The organism is Streptococcus sanguinis, assembly GCF_900475275.1.
Lineage (GTDB): Bacteria > Bacillota > Bacilli > Lactobacillales > Streptococcaceae > Streptococcus > Streptococcus sanguinis_N.
On the sequence record NZ_LS483364.1, the window covers coordinates 1 to 14997 of the forward strand.

Annotated in this window: 14 protein-coding genes; 13 read left to right on the plus strand and 1 reads right to left on the minus strand. The window is 37.2% G+C overall.

Features of this window, described 5'->3' with window-relative positions; all coding sequences use genetic code 11:
- The 3 genes from dnaA (at position 1) to DQM55_RS00015 (ending at position 2970) form a co-directional block, all read left to right on the plus strand.
- Positions 1–1353, plus strand: coding sequence for a chromosomal replication initiator protein DnaA (gene dnaA, locus DQM55_RS00005; protein WP_111675101.1), 1353 nt, complete (start codon positions 1–3; stop codon positions 1351–1353).
- Between the two features lie 158 nt (positions 1354–1511).
- On the plus strand, positions 1512–2648 hold the full coding sequence (dnaN, locus tag DQM55_RS00010; RefSeq protein ID WP_111675102.1) for a DNA polymerase III subunit beta: 1137 nt from the start codon (positions 1512–1514) through the stop codon (positions 2646–2648).
- A gap of 127 nt (positions 2649–2775) precedes the next feature.
- The gene (locus DQM55_RS00015) at positions 2776–2970 is read left to right on the plus strand and encodes a DUF951 domain-containing protein (protein ID WP_002931702.1); all 195 of its coding nucleotides are present in this window, start codon (positions 2776–2778) and stop codon (positions 2968–2970) included.
- Positions 2971–3088: 118 nt separating this feature from the next.
- Here DQM55_RS00015 and DQM55_RS00020 read toward each other — a convergent pair whose 3' ends face one another.
- The gene (locus tag DQM55_RS00020; RefSeq protein ID WP_111675103.1) at positions 3089–3580 is read right to left on the minus strand and encodes a DUF1307 domain-containing protein; all 492 of its coding nucleotides are present in this window, start codon (positions 3578–3580) and stop codon (positions 3089–3091) included.
- 166 nt (positions 3581–3746) lie between these two features.
- Here DQM55_RS00020 and ychF point away from each other — a divergent pair, with 166 nt between their 5' ends.
- The 10 genes from ychF to ftsH all read left to right on the plus strand — a co-directional run bounded on the left by ychF (position 3747) and on the right by ftsH (position 14944).
- Positions 3747–4862, plus strand: a complete 1116-nt coding sequence (gene ychF / locus DQM55_RS00025; RefSeq protein ID WP_032907115.1) for a redox-regulated ATPase YchF — start codon at positions 3747–3749, stop codon at positions 4860–4862.
- 73 nt (positions 4863–4935) lie between these two features.
- The gene (pth, locus tag DQM55_RS00030; protein ID WP_111675104.1) at positions 4936–5505 is read left to right on the plus strand and encodes an aminoacyl-tRNA hydrolase; all 570 of its coding nucleotides are present in this window, start codon (positions 4936–4938) and stop codon (positions 5503–5505) included.
- The gene (gene mfd / locus DQM55_RS00035) at positions 5498–9001 is read left to right on the plus strand and encodes a transcription-repair coupling factor (protein ID WP_111675105.1); all 3504 of its coding nucleotides are present in this window, start codon (positions 5498–5500) and stop codon (positions 8999–9001) included. The genes pth and mfd overlap by 8 nt, the downstream gene beginning before the upstream one ends.
- Positions 9002–9091: 90 nt before the next feature.
- Positions 9092–9358: an RNA-binding S4 domain-containing protein gene (locus DQM55_RS00040; protein ID WP_002894302.1), complete on the plus strand. Its 267-nt coding sequence runs from the start codon at positions 9092–9094 to the stop codon at positions 9356–9358.
- A complete protein-coding gene (locus DQM55_RS00045; protein ID WP_002894303.1) occupies positions 9351–9719 on the plus strand; it encodes a septum formation initiator family protein in 369 nt (122 codons plus the stop codon). The genes DQM55_RS00040 and DQM55_RS00045 overlap by 8 nt, the downstream gene beginning before the upstream one ends.
- 2 nt (positions 9720–9721) lie before the next feature.
- The gene (locus DQM55_RS11850) at positions 9722–9850 is read left to right on the plus strand and encodes an SP_0009 family protein (RefSeq protein ID WP_002908371.1); all 129 of its coding nucleotides are present in this window, start codon (positions 9722–9724) and stop codon (positions 9848–9850) included.
- Positions 9843–11126: a serine hydrolase gene (locus tag DQM55_RS00055; protein WP_111675106.1), complete on the plus strand. Its 1284-nt coding sequence runs from the start codon at positions 9843–9845 to the stop codon at positions 11124–11126. Before DQM55_RS11850 ends, DQM55_RS00055 begins: the two co-directional genes overlap by 8 nt.
- On the plus strand, positions 11123–12400 hold the full coding sequence (gene tilS, locus DQM55_RS00060; protein ID WP_111675107.1) for a tRNA lysidine(34) synthetase TilS: 1278 nt from the start codon (positions 11123–11125) through the stop codon (positions 12398–12400). The genes DQM55_RS00055 and tilS overlap by 4 nt, the downstream gene beginning before the upstream one ends.
- 4 nt (positions 12401–12404) lie before the next feature.
- Positions 12405–12947 carry a hypoxanthine phosphoribosyltransferase gene (gene hpt / locus DQM55_RS00065; protein WP_032908267.1) on the plus strand — a complete coding sequence of 181 codons (543 nt, stop codon included), beginning with the start codon at positions 12405–12407 and terminating at the stop codon, positions 12945–12947.
- Between the two features lie 17 nt (positions 12948–12964).
- Positions 12965–14944: an ATP-dependent zinc metalloprotease FtsH gene (ftsH, locus tag DQM55_RS00070; RefSeq protein ID WP_002894312.1), complete on the plus strand. Its 1980-nt coding sequence runs from the start codon at positions 12965–12967 to the stop codon at positions 14942–14944.
- Positions 14945–14997: the final 53 nt, after the last annotated feature.

Here is a 14997-nt window from a genome sequence, read left to right on the forward strand (position 1 = left end):
ATGACCAAAGAACAGGACTTTTGGAATCGTATTTTAGAATTGGCTCATGCTCAGCTAAAACAGACAACTTATGATTTCTTTGTTGCTGAAGCCAAGCTTGTCAAAGTTGAAGAAAAACAAGCTGTTATTTTCCTGGATAGTCCAGTAAAACAACTATTTTGGGAGCAAAACTTAGTAGGAGTTATTCTTACTGCAGGATTTGAGATTTTTAATGATCAGATTGCTGGAAAGTATATTTTTGAAGAAGAGACTAACATTGATACACCGAAATCTGCAGTAACCAGTCCTCAAATCAGCACTGTTCAGCCAAGCTTGCCACCTATTGATACTGGCTTAAAGTCAAAATATACCTTTGACAATTTTGTTCAGGGAGACGGAAATATCTGGGCTAAAGCCGCTGCCTTAGCGGTATCTGAGAATCTAGCCACAACCTATAATCCTCTTTTTATCTACGGAGGGCCTGGCCTGGGCAAAACTCATTTATTAAATGCTATTGGCAATCAGATTTTAGAAAATATTCCAGATGCGCGTGTCAAGTATATACCGGCTGAAACCTTTATTAACGACTTCCTCGAACATTTAAGATTGGGAGAAATGGATAGCTTTAAAAAAATCTATCGTAGTCTGGATCTTCTGCTGATTGATGACATTCAATCTTTGGGAGGAAAAAAAGTTTCAACTCAGGAAGAATTTTTCAACACTTTCAATGCTCTTCATGGTGAAAATAAACAGATTGTTTTAACCAGCGACCGCAGTCCTGATCATCTTGACAATTTAGAAGAACGCTTGGTAACACGTTTCAAATGGGGATTAACTCAGAATATTACACCGCCAGATTTTGAAACACGAATTGCAATTCTAAGAAACAAAATTGAAGACTTGGATTATATTTTCCCGAATGATACCTTGGAATATCTTGCGGGACAGTTCGATTCCAATGTCCGCGACTTGGAAGGCGCTTTGAATGACATCAGTCTCATTGCTAGAGTTCGTCATCTGAAGGAAATCACCATTGATATCGCTGCAGAGGCTATTCGAGCACGCAAGCAGGATTCAAGCCAGGTAACAGTTATCCCGATTGACAAGATTCAGTCTGAAGTTGGGAAATTCTATGGTGTTAGTGTCAAAGAGATGAAAGGCAGCCGTCGAGTACAAAATATCGTTTTAGCTAGACAGGTAGCTATGTATCTGACTCGTGAGCTGACTGACAACAGTCTGCCTAAAATTGGTCGTGAATTTGGCGGGAAAGATCATACGACTGTTATCCATGCACATGGAAAAATCAAAACCATGATTGAATCAGACGACAATTTACGTTTAGAAATTGAAAGCATCAAGAATAAAATTAAATAGCGTGTGGAAAACTACAGAATTTTTTCAAAACTTATCCACACTTTGTGAACAAGTCTCAAAACTTGTTAGAATAAGGACCAAGCTATTTTTCCACATAATTCACATAAACTACTATTACTATTAATCTTATAATTATAAATAAATAAAAAGGAGATCCTATGATTCATTTTTCTATTAATAAAAATCTCTTCTTACAAGCGTTAAATACCACTAAAAGGGCTATCAGCCATAAAAATGCAATTCCTATTCTTTCTACTGTGAAAATTGATGTTACCAAAGAGGGAATCACTTTAATTGGTTCGAATGGGCAAGTGTCGATTGAAAACTTTATTTCTATTCAAAATGAAAATGCAGGCTTGCTTGTCAACTCAACAGGTTCAATTTTATTAGAAGCAACTTTCTTTATTAATGTTGTTTCCAGCCTGCCAGATATTATTCTGGATTTTAAAGAAATTGAACAAAAACAAATCGTTTTGACTAGCGGCAAATCAGAGATTACCCTGAAAGGAAAAGACGCTGACCAGTATCCACGAATCCAGGAAATTTCTGTCAGCAATCCCTTGGTTCTTGAAACAAAAATTCTCAAAGATGTCATTAACGAAACAGCCTTTGCAGCCAGTGTTCAGGAAAGCCGTCCAATTTTAACTGGTGTTCACTTTGTTTTGATAGATAACCGTTCTTTGAAGACTGTTGCGACAGACTCCCACAGAATGAGTCAAAAGAAAATTACTCTGGAGAAAAATGGAGATAATTTCGACGTAGTCATTCCAAGTCGCTCTTTACGGGAATTTACGGCTGTTTTTACCGATGAAATTGAAACGGTAGAGGTTTTCTTTGCTAACAATCAAATTCTTTTCAGAAGCGAAAATATCAGCTTCTACACCCGCCTCTTGGAAGGAAATTATCCAGATACAGATCGTTTGATTCCGACTGAATTTACGAGTGTCCTTACTTTTAATACTTCTGATTTGCGTGCAGCTATGGAACGCGCTCGTCTCTTGTCTAATGCCACACAGAATGGAACAGTTAAACTGGAGATTGCAGGCGGTATTGTCAGTGCCCATGTAAATTCACCAGAGGTTGGCCGTGTTAACGAAGAAATTGATACAGAAAGTGTAACTGGCGAAGATTTGACTATTAGCTTTAATCCAACTTATTTGATTGATGCTTTGAAGGCCATTGACAGTGAAAAAGTAACGATTAGTTTTATCTCATCCGTTCGTCCTTTCACCTTGGTACCAAGTGAAGACACAGAAAACTTTATTCAGCTGATTACACCTGTCAGAACTAATTAAGATGAAAAGCAGTGGGCCAAGTTAAAGATTTTTAATTCTTGGTTCTAAGCTCTTTTCATTTACAAAGTATGATAGATGCTTAAGTTTTCTTCCTGGACTATGCTAGTTCCTTGAAAGGAGAAAGAAAATGTATGAAATTGGTCATTTTATAGAGATGAAAAAGCCCCATGCCTGCACCATTAAAGCGACTGGGAAAAAGGCGAATCGCTGGGAAATCACAAGGGTTGGTGCAGATATCAAAATCCGTTGTACTAATTGTGAACATCTTGTGATGATGAGTCGTCACGATTTTGAAAGAAAAATGAAGAAAATAATTGATTGAACTAAAAATCATCGTAAATGCTATTGTGGAAAACTAATTTGCATTGCTGAAGTTCAGATTTAGATTTAATTTTTCAAGCAAAAATGGATAAGACTTTTAAGTCCTATCCATTTTGCTTTTATTTAAGATTTTCAAATTTACCGTCTTTTACTTCTTTATAACCTGCTTTTTCGAGTAATTTAGCAGTTTCTTTAAAGCTGATGTAATCAGCTTTTTGATTACCAGATGTTTGAAGAAGCTGTTTACTTTGTAGTTCTTCAATATCAGCTTTACTGAAATCAATTGTCAGTTTTTCAGTTAAATAATCATCTTTGTACTCGATTTTATGAGTTAATCCTTTGATACCCTCAATAGATTTAGCATAGGCTTCTGTCTGCTCTTTAGCAGTGTCTTTTGTCAAGCCAACTGGTTTATAGTAGAAGGTGTTGTTTGTTTCGTTTATAAGAAGCTCATCACCTTTATATTCAACAGTGATGCGGCTATCTTGTTTAGTATTTTGGTCAATCAGCTGGAAATAAGCTTTTTTAGGACTGCTGCAGGCAGCTAAAACAAACAAAGCGGAAACCGCAAGGAAGGAAAGAAAAAGTGTTTTGAAAGTATTCTTTTTCATTAGGGACTCCTTTAATAAGAATATTAGCTATATTATACCATTTTTTTCTTCAATTTATTTTACATTTTTGTAAAGAAAGCTAGAAAAAATAACTTAAATCCGCTGTTTAGGATAAGGATTTATGGTATAATGGTTTGGATTGAAAAGATGAATGGAGAAGATAAGAATGGCTTTGACAGCAGGAATCGTTGGTTTACCCAATGTTGGTAAGTCAACTTTATTTAATGCAATTACAAAAGCAGGTGCAGAAGCAGCTAATTACCCTTTTGCGACAATTGATCCAAATGTCGGGCGGGTAGAAGTTCCGGATGCTCGTCTGGATAAATTAACAGAACTCATCAAACCACAGAAGAAAGTTCCAACAACCTTCGAATTTACTGATATTGCTGGAATTGTGAAAGGTGCTTCAAAAGGAGAAGGACTAGGGAATAAATTCTTAGCCAATATCCGTGAAGTAGATGCTATCGTCCACGTAGTACGTGCTTTTGATGATGAAAATGTCATGCGAGAACAAGGCCGTGAGTCTGAATTTGTAGATCCAATGGCCGATATTGAGACTATTAATCTAGAATTGATTTTAGCAGACCTAGAAAGTATTAACAAACGTTATGCACGTGTAGAGAAGATGGCTCGTACTCAAAAAGATAAGGATTCAGTGGCAGAATTTAATGTTTTACAGAAAATTAAGCCTGTCCTGGAAGACGGTCTGTCAGCTCGTACAATTGAGTTTACAGAAGAAGAGCAAAAAATTGTCAAAGGCCTCTTTCTTTTAACGACTAAGCCGGTTCTCTATGTGGCCAATGTCAGTGAAGATGAGGTAGCAGATCCAGATAATATTGACTATGTGAAGCAGATTCGTGAATTTGCAGCTACAGAAAATGCTGAAGTTGTTGTCATTTCAGCGCGTGCAGAGGAAGAGATTTCTGAATTGGACGATGAAGATAAGTCAGAATTTCTGGAAGCTATCGGCTTGACAGAATCAGGTGTGGATAAACTGACCAGAGCAGCTTATCATCTGTTGGGACTTGGAACCTACTTTACAGCTGGTGAAAAAGAAGTGCGTGCCTGGACCTTTAAGCGTGGAATGAAAGCTCCTCAAGCGGCTGGTATTATTCACTCAGACTTTGAAAAAGGCTTTATTCGAGCAGTGACTATGTCTTATGATGACTTAGTGCACTATGGCAGCGAAAAAGCAGTTAAAGAGGCTGGACGTTTGCGCGAAGAAGGAAAAGAATATATCGTTCAAGATGGCGATATTATGGAATTTAGATTTAATGTGTAAAGTATTTGTAAAGTTTAAAAATTCTAGGTTGGAAATTTTTTTCCAGCCCTTTTGGCTTTTATAAAGGAGAAAAATGGTAAAGTTAATAGTCGGTCTGGGAAATCCAGGAGAAAAATATATCGAAACCAAGCATAATGTTGGTTTTATGCTAGTTGACAAAATTTGTAAAGATCTTGATTTAAAGTTTACAGCTGATAAAATCTTTCAAGCAGATATCGCCTCTACTTTTCTAAATGGCGAAAAAGTCTATTTTGTCAAACCAACTACATTTATGAATGAGAGCGGAAAGGCCGTTCAAGCTTTACTAGCATACTATGGTTTAGATATAGAGGATTTATTGGTCATCTATGATGATTTGGATATGGAAGTTGGTAAGATTCGTTTGCGCAGCAAGGGTTCAGCTGGTGGCCATAACGGTATTAAATCTATTATCAAACACATTGGAAGTCAAGAATTTAAACGGATAAAGATAGGTATTGGCCGTCCAAAAGAAGGCATGACAGTGGTCCACCATGTTCTAGGAAAATTTGATAAAGATGATTATATAACAATTCTGAATACTCTTGATAAGGTTGACAATGCTGTAAATTATTATTTACAGTTAGGCAATTTTGAACAAGCAATGCAGAAGTATAATGGATAATAAAATGAACTTGATTGATTTATTTTGTCAAAACCAGCAAATTTCAGATTGGAAGAAAAATCTCCATAAAAGCAGCAGACAGTTGATAATGGGATTGTCTGCATCAACAAAAGCAATCACTATAGCGGCTGGATTAGAAGAAGCTGATAAAATCCTTGTGCTGACTTCTAGTCAAAATGAAGCAGATCGTTTGGCTAGTGATTTGATTTCTTTGTTGGGAGAAGACAAGGTCTATACTTTCTTAGCAGATGATACTCCTATAGCAGAATTTGTTTTTGCCTCACAGGAAAAAATATTTTCAAGATTAGATGCTCTGAACTTTTTAATAGACCATCAAAAGTCTGGAATTCTAGTTACTAATGTTGCGGCTAGTAAATTACTCTTGCCTGATCCCATTGATTTTAAAACAACCAACATAAATTTGATAGTTGGACAAGAATATGACCTAAATAATCTTGTAAAGATGTTGTCAAGAACAGGATACAAGAAGGTATCCCAAGTTTTAAGTCAGGGAGAATATAGTCTAAGAGGAGATATCTTAGACATTTTTGAGCGCTCAGCAGAGTTTCCCCATCGACTGGAGTTTTTTGGCGATGAAATTGATGGTATTCGGATTTTCAATCCAGAAAATCAAACTTCAATCGAGAATATAGAAAGTATTTTGATTAAACCTGCTTCTGATATCCTGCTTTCTGAGAAAGATTATGCTCGAGGACGAGAAAATCTGGAAGCAATTTTAGAAAAAGCTGTTGATCCTGCTTTGAAATCTTACTTAGAAGAGTTACTAATCAGTGCTAAAGAGGAGTTTCATCATGCAGATATTCGTAAATTCCTTTCTTATTTTTATCAGAAAGAATGGACTATTTTAGACTATTTGCCTGTTCATAGTCCTGTATTTTTTGATGATTTTCAAAAAATTGTGGATCGGCATGCTCAATTTGAACTGGAAACAGCTGGCTTATTGACAGATGATTTACAAAATTGTAAAGCTTTATCAAGTCAGAAATATTTTGCAGATAAGTACCAAGATTATCGTCAATATAAACCAGCAACCTTCTTTTCAAGCTTTCAAAAAGGTTTGGGAAATTTGAAATTTGATGCTTTGTATCAATTCAATCAATACCCAATGCAAGAATTTTTCAGTCAATTTCCCTTGCTCAAAGAAGAAATTAATCGCTATAAAAAATCTGGCTATACAATAATCTTACAAGCAAATTCTTCGGCAGGTTTACAAAGTTTACATAAAAATTTACAGGAATATGATATTCATTTAGACTATATAAAAGAGGCTGAGATTCACAAAAATGCAGTTCAGCTTATAGAAGGAAATCTTGTTCAGGGTTTTAATTTCGTAGATGAGAAAATTGTTCTTATTACAGAGTACGAAATTATTCACAAGAAAATAAAACGAAAAATCCGGCGACAGAATATCTCCAATGCTGAACGACTGAAAGATTATAATGAGCTAGAAAAAGGGGATTATGTTGTCCATAATATTCATGGGATAGGACGTTATCTGGGAATAGAAACGATTGAAATATCTGGTGTCCACCGTGATTATCTGACGATTCAATATCAAAATTCTGATCGTATTTCGATTCCAGTTGACCAGATTGATCTCCTATCAAAGTATGTTGCCAGCGATGGAAAAACACCTAAGGTAAATAAGCTAAATGACGGTCGTTTCCAGAAGAGTAAGCAAAAAGTTCAGCATCAGGTTCAGGATATTGCGGATGATTTGATTAAACTATATGCTGAACGTAGCCAGCTAAAAGGTTTTGCTTTCTCAGCGGATGATTCTAATCAAGAGGAATTTGATAATGATTTTCCTTATGTTGAAACAGAGGACCAGCTAAGAAGTATTCAGGAAGTGAAGAAGGATATGGAAAGCAGTCGTCCAATGGACCGGCTCTTAGTTGGTGATGTAGGCTTTGGAAAAACAGAAGTAGCTATGCGGGCTGCTTTTAAGGCTGTCAACGATCATAAACAGGTGGCTGTATTAGTACCAACAACGGTTTTAGCCCAGCAGCACTATACTAACTTTAAAGAACGCTTTAATGATTTTGCGGTTAATGTCGAGGTACTCAGCCGTTTCAGGAGTAAAGCAGAACAAAAACAGACTCTGGAGAAGCTGCAGAAGGGACAAGTTGATATTATCATCGGAACCCACCGACTCTTATCAAAAGATGTAGAATTTGCGGATTTAGGTTTAATCATCATTGATGAGGAGCAGCGTTTTGGAGTTAAACATAAGGAAACATTAAAAGAATTGAAAAAGAAAGTTGATGTCTTAACTTTGACAGCAACTCCTATTCCTCGAACTCTTCATATGTCTATGCTGGGGATTCGCGATTTGTCAGTCATTGAGACCCCGCCTACCAATCGCTATCCTGTTCAGACCTATGTTTTAGAAAGCAATCCTACAGTAATTCGAGAAGCTGTCTTACGTGAAATAGACCGAGGTGGACAGGTTTACTATCTTTACAACAAGGTTGACACAATTGAACAGAAAGTTTCAGAGTTAAGAGAGTTAATCCCAGAAGCTTCTATAGGCTATGTTCATGGTCAAATGAGTGAGATTCGTTTAGAAAACACTTTACTGGACTTCATCAATAGAGAATACGATATTTTGGTGACTACAACCATTATTGAAACTGGGGTTGATATCCCCAATGCCAATACTTTGTTTGTAGAAAATGCTGACCACATGGGGCTGTCAACCTTGTATCAACTTCGTGGCCGAGTTGGCCGCAGTAATCGGATTGCTTACGCTTATCTGATGTACAGACCAGATAAGATTCTAACAGAAGTTTCTGAAAAGCGTCTAGAGGCTATTAAAGGATTTACAGAGTTAGGTTCTGGATTTAAGATTGCTATGCGTGATTTGTCTATTCGAGGGGCTGGCAATATCCTAGGAAGTATGCAATCTGGCTTTATTGATTCTGTTGGTTTTGAGATGTACTCACAGCTTCTAGAAGAAGCTATTGCTAAAAAGCAGGGTAGAGAGAATAAGCGTCAAAAAAGCAATGCAGAACTTAATCTGCAGATTGATGCCTATCTGCCTAGTGACTATATTTCTGATGAAAGACAGAAAATTGAAATTTACAAGAGAATTCGTGAGATTGACAGTCGTGTAAACTATGAAAATCTACAGGATGAATTGATTGATCGCTTTGGGGAGTATCCTGATGTTGTAGCCTATCTGTTGGAGATTGGACTTGCTAAGTCTTATTTAGATCAGGCTTTTGTAAAGTCAGTGGAACGCCAGCAGAATACAGTAATGATTCATTTTGAGAAAATTTCGCAGCAGCTTTATCTGACGCAGGACTATTTTGAAGCACTTTCGATGACGAATTTAAAGGCTCGAATTGGTGAAAAAAATGGCTTGATTGAAGTAATTTTTGATGTGAGGAACAAAAAAGATTATGAGATTTTAGAAGGTCTGGTTAATTTTGGAGAAAAGATGCTGGAAATTAAACAACGCAAGGCAGAATAAAGGTTACAATTCAGTGAAGTTTGGCTTTTTAAGCTCTATTTTTCTCAAAAAATGGTAGAATAATAAATTAAGAGAAAATGAGGTAATAGGATGAGATTAGATAAATATTTGAAAGTGTCACGGATTATTAAGCGACGTCCAGTGGCTAAAGAAGTAGCTGACAAGGGCCGGATAAAGGTGAATGGTATCTTGGCCAAGAGCTCAACAGATTTGAAAGTAGATGACTTGGTTGAAGTACGCTTTGGTAATAAACTCTTGACTGTAAAGGTTCTGGAGATGAAAGACAGTACTAAAAAAGAAGATGCAGCTAAAATGTACGAAATTGTTAGTGAAACAAGGATAGAAGAAGATGCCTAAAAATATCGTCCAACTCAATAATCGTTTTATACAAGATGAAAATCAACGCCGCAGATATGTGGATCAGGAACGGCGGAAACGCAACCGTTTTATGGGCTGGGTTCTGATTTTGGTGATCCTCTTATTTATTCTACCTACCTATAATTTGTACCAGAGTTATCAAACCTTGCTGCAGCGTCGTGAACAGTATTCTAAACTGAAGGAGAAATATCAGACGCTCAGCGAAGAAAAGGTCTATCAATCTGATATAGCAACAAAGTTAAAAGATGATAGCTATGCTGCTAAGTATGCACGCGCTAAATACTCTTTTTCAAAAGAGGGTGAGTACATTTATACTATCCCAGATTTATTACCACAGTAGTTATGGAAGATTTACTAAAAACAATTGAGCAGTTCTTGGAATTTTCAGATGAGAAATTGGAAGAACTGTCTGAAAAAAATCAAGCTTTGAAACTTCAAGAAAATCAAAAGGAAAGGGGAAAACATGCGTAAGCTTTTGTTACTGATATTTTTGCTGCCAGCTTTATTTAGCAGTATCACAGTTATTAGTACCGAAAAAGATTTCGTGTTAGACGAGGAAGAAAAATATCATTTTACAAGCACTGCGTATGGACGCTATTATGATAGCATCCCGACAAATCCTAATGTTTATGAAGAAACTCCTACATTTACAGATTCTACTCTGAGTAAGACTGCTGGAAAGCTAGTTCCAGACCAGCCAATCCAGATAACAGGATTTTATGTAAATGAAGAAGGAGTCCCGATTTTCAAACTGAAAAATGGGCAGTTTGTGATAGCGGACAAAAACACAATTTACGAAGATACTGTCCAGTCAATTCAAGATATCCATCAAGAAATGTGGTTGAAACCCGGCTTTACTCTTTATGATAAAGCCAATATCAACGGAGCTAAAAAAATCAATACAACGGTAGCTCCATATACAAAAGTAAACATTATTCAAATTGTCCAGACAGTCAAAGGAACTTTTGCCCAGATTGAAGGACAGGGCTGGGTTTCTATGGAATTTCTGGATGAAACTGATAATCGAATGGACAAAGTTCAAGAAATTTTGAGCAGTAAGTACAACAAGGCGGACTACTCTATCTATGTGAAACAGCTGGACACAGGCAAAGAAGCAGGCATTAATCAAGATCAAGAGATGTATTCGGCAAGTGTGACAAAACTACCTTATCTTTACTATGTGCAGGAACAGCTGGATCAAAAAAAACTTTCGTTAGATCAGAAGTTCAAGTATATTGGAGCAGTCAATGATTTTGCAGGTGCTTACGAACCAGAAGGAAGTGGCAGTATTGCTAAGTCAGCTGATGACAAGGAATATTCAGTTCAGGATTTGATAAATCGAGTGGCCAAAGAATCAGATAATGTCGCCCACAATATTTTGGGCTATTATGCGACCAATCAATCTGATAAAAATTTTCAGCAGACGATCAATAAAATAGCTGGAAAGAAATGGGATGTGGAAGAAAGACAAGCATCTTCACGTATGGCTGGAAATGTTTTGGAAGCTATCTATGAGCAAAATGGCATGATTATCGATGCCTTGTCTCAGACAAATTATGATAATCAGCGGATTTCTAAAAATGTTGATGTTAAAGTAGCTCATAAAATTGGTGACGCCTATGATTTTAAGCACGATGCTGCGATTGTCTATGCAGATTCTCCTTTTATCATTGTCATTTTTACTAATAATTCAACCTACGATAATATTTCCCAGATAGCAGACGATGTCTATGGAGTCCTGAAATGATTAAGCAAGAATTTCTTAAAAAAATGCAGGAGAAAAAGTATTTCCAAGACCATCGAAAAGTTTTGATTGCTGTATCAGGTGGACTGGATTCTATGACACTGCTGCAGCTGTTGATTGATTCTCAAAAAGAACTGGATATCGAGCTTGCTATTGCTCATGTTAATCACAAACAGCGGCCAGAGTCAGAACAAGAAGAAAAGGCATTAGTAAAGATTGCGGAACAGCTTGGTGTAAAGATTTTTACATCAAGTTTTTCTGGTAATTTTTCAGAAAATGCTGCTCGGCAGTTTCGTTATGATTTTTTTGGGAAAGTGATGCAGGAGGAGCACTATACTGCTTTAGTAACTGCCCACCACGCAGATGACCAAGCTGAGACTGTTTTTATGCGGCTGCTGCGTGGAGCTAGACTTCGCCATCTGTCCGGCATGAAAGCTGTCCAGTCTTTTGCTTGCGGGGAGCTGATTCGTCCTTTGCTTACTTTTCATAAGTCAGACTTTCCAGATATTCAGCATTTTGAAGATAGCAGTAATTTTCAAAATGACTATCTCAGAAATCGAATTCGCAATCTTTATCTGCCGGATTTAGAAAAAGAAAATCCACAATTTAAGGATTCTTTGCGGTATCTGGGAAAGGAAATTGAAGATTGGCAGACCGCTTTGTCTCACTTGACCAGAGATTTAGATATAAAAAATGTACAAGTCTTTCATCAACAAATCCCTCAGATTCAACGTTTTCTATTGCAGAACTATCTCGAAAACTTTCCTGGTCTGAATCTGAGCAAGCAGCAGTTTGAGGAAGTTTTAAACATCCTGCGGACTAAGGCAAATTATCAGCACACTTTGAAAAAAGACTATGAGCTTGTTAAAGATTACCAGCGTTTTGAAATTAGAAAAATCAGTCGTAAGCCCGATTTAAAAATGGATTCAATTTTGTTAGAATTTGAGAATCTGATTGAGTTTGGGCATTATCGATTTTCATTCGGGATTCCTTTGAGTGGTGAAAATATCCAGAAAATTTTTGTTTCGCGTGAAACTTCGCTGACACTCCGCTTCCGAAAAGAGGGAGACAGTATTTTGCTGAATGGTCATCACAAAAAGCTTCGTCGTCTTTTTATTGATAAGAAAGTTTCCTTTGAAGAACGGAATTCATCTGTAATCGTGGAACAAAATCATCAAATTTTAGCAATCTTAAATATTGCTATCAGTGATTTGAGTAAGGCATTAAAAAGTGATATAATGAGTACTGTACTTTATATTCAGAAAATAGATGGGTAAAATTATGCTAGAACAAGATATCAAAAAAATATTGATTTCCCATGATGAAATCGTGGATGCTGCAAAAAAGCTTGGTCAGCAATTAACCAAAGACTACCAAGGTAAGAATCCAATTTTTGTTGGAATCTTAAAAGGTTCCGTACCTTTTATGGCTGAGTTAATCAAGCATATTGATACACATATTGAGCTTGATTTTATGTTGGTCTCCAGCTACCATGGTGGTACTGCCAGCTCAGGTGTCATTAATGTTATTAAAGACATTGATCAAGACATCACAGGACGTGATATCCTATTTGTTGAGGATATTATTGATACTGGTCAGACTTTAAAAAATCTATGCAATTTGTTTAAGGAAAGAAATGCTGCATCAGTAAAAATTGCTACACTTTTGGATAAGCCAGAAGGCCGTGTTGTTGAAATTGATGCAGATTATACATGTTTCACAATTCCAAATGAATTTGTTGTTGGATATGGATTAGATTACAACGAGAACTATCGTAATATTCCATATATTGGTATTTTGAAAGAAGAAGTTTATACAAAATAAAGGTTTACTATTAATAGATGAAAAATAAGCAAAACAATGGTTTTATAAAAAATCCATTTCTCTATATTCTGATTATCGTTGTCCTAGTGACAGGGTTTCAGTATTTCTTCTCAGGAGATACTGGCGGTCGCAGTCAGCAAATCAATTACACAGAATTAGTGAAGGAAATTAAGGAAAATAATGTCACAGAGATGAGCTACCAGCCCAATGGTAGTGTCGTAGAGATTTCAGGTACTTACAAAACACCTCAGGAATCAAAAGAAGATACAGGGATTTTATTTTTTACTCCAAACATTTCTAAAGTAGAAAAATTCACAAGTATTATTTTACCGTCAGATATTACAATTTCTGATTTACAAAAATTAGCCTCTGAGCATAACACTGAAATCAGCATAAAGCGCGAAAGTTCAAGCGGAATGTGGATTACAATCCTCACTTCCATCGTTCCTTTTGTGATTGTCATCTTCTTCTTTATGTCCATGATGAATCAAGGTGGAGGCGGTGGTGCTCGCGGTGCCATGAATTTCGGCCGCAATAAGGCGCGTGCTGCTAATAAAGAAGATATTAAGGTTCGTTTCTCGGATGTAGCTGGTGCCGAGGAAGAGAAACAAGAACTTGTAGAAGTCGTTGAGTTTTTGAAAGATCGGAAACGCTACACCAAGTTAGGTGCTCGTATTCCTGCCGGTGTCCTTCTAGAAGGCCCTCCAGGAACTGGTAAAACCTTGCTTGCTAAGGCAGTTGCTGGGGAAGCTGGAGTTCCTTTCTTCAGTATCTCAGGTTCCGACTTTGTAGAAATGTTTGTTGGGGTCGGAGCAAGCCGTGTCCGTTCTTTGTTTGAAGATGCGAAAAAAGCAGCCCCTGCCATTATCTTCATCGATGAAATCGATGCAGTCGGTCGTCAGCGTGGTGTTGGCCTTGGCGGTGGTAACGATGAGCGGGAGCAAACCCTCAATCAGCTCTTGATTGAAATGGATGGTTTCGAAGGCAATGAAGGAATCATTATCATTGCGGCTACTAACCGTTCGGATGTATTGGATCCAGCCTTGCTGCGTGCTGGCCGTTTTGACAGAAAAGTATTAGTCGGTCGTCCTGACGTTAAAGGTCGGGAAGCTATTCTTCGTGTTCATGCTAAGAATAAGCCGCTGGCTAAAAATGTTGATTTGAAACTGGTTGCTCAGCAGACACCAGGTTTTGTTGGTGCTGATTTGGAAAATGTCTTGAATGAAGCTGCTTTGGTTGCTGCTCGTCGTAACAAGAAAGTCATTGATGCAGATGATATTGATGAAGCGGAAGACCGGGTAATTGCAGGACCTTCTAAGAAAGATAAGATGGTTTCTGAACGCGATCGTCAAATGGTTGCTTATCATGAAGCTGGACATACTATTGTTGGTTTGGTATTATCAAATGCGCGTGTTGTACATAAAGTAACCATCGTCCCTCGTGGACGCGCTGGCGGATATATGATTGCCCTGCCTAAGGAAGACCAAATGCTTCTATCTAAAGAAGATATGAAAGAGCAATTAGCTGGTCTTATGGGTGGTCGTGTGGCTGAAGAAATTATATTTAATGTGCAGACAACGGGTGCTTCTAATGACTTTGAACAGGCAACTCAGATGGCTCGCAGTATGGTAACAGAATATGGAATGAGCGAAAAACTTGGTCCGGTTCAATACGAAGGAAACCATGCTATGTTTGGTGCAGCCAGTCCTCAAAAATCAATTTCAGAACAGACAGCATATGAGATTGACGAAGAAGTAAGAGAACTTCTTAATGAAGCACGTAACAAAGCTGCAGAGATTATTCAGTCCCATCGCGAAACCCATAAATTGATTGCTGAAGCGCTTCTTAAATATGAAACTTTGGATAGCAATCAGATTAAATCATTGTATGAAACTGGCAAAATGCCAGAAGAGTCTGAACTTGAATTAGACAAAGAAGCTCATGCGCTTTCTTATGATGAAATTAAAACGAAAATGGAAGAAAAAAGTTCCGAGTAGAAAAAGTTGGAGAAATTCCAACTTTTTTCTCTTTTTCTGAAATAATTATTGAC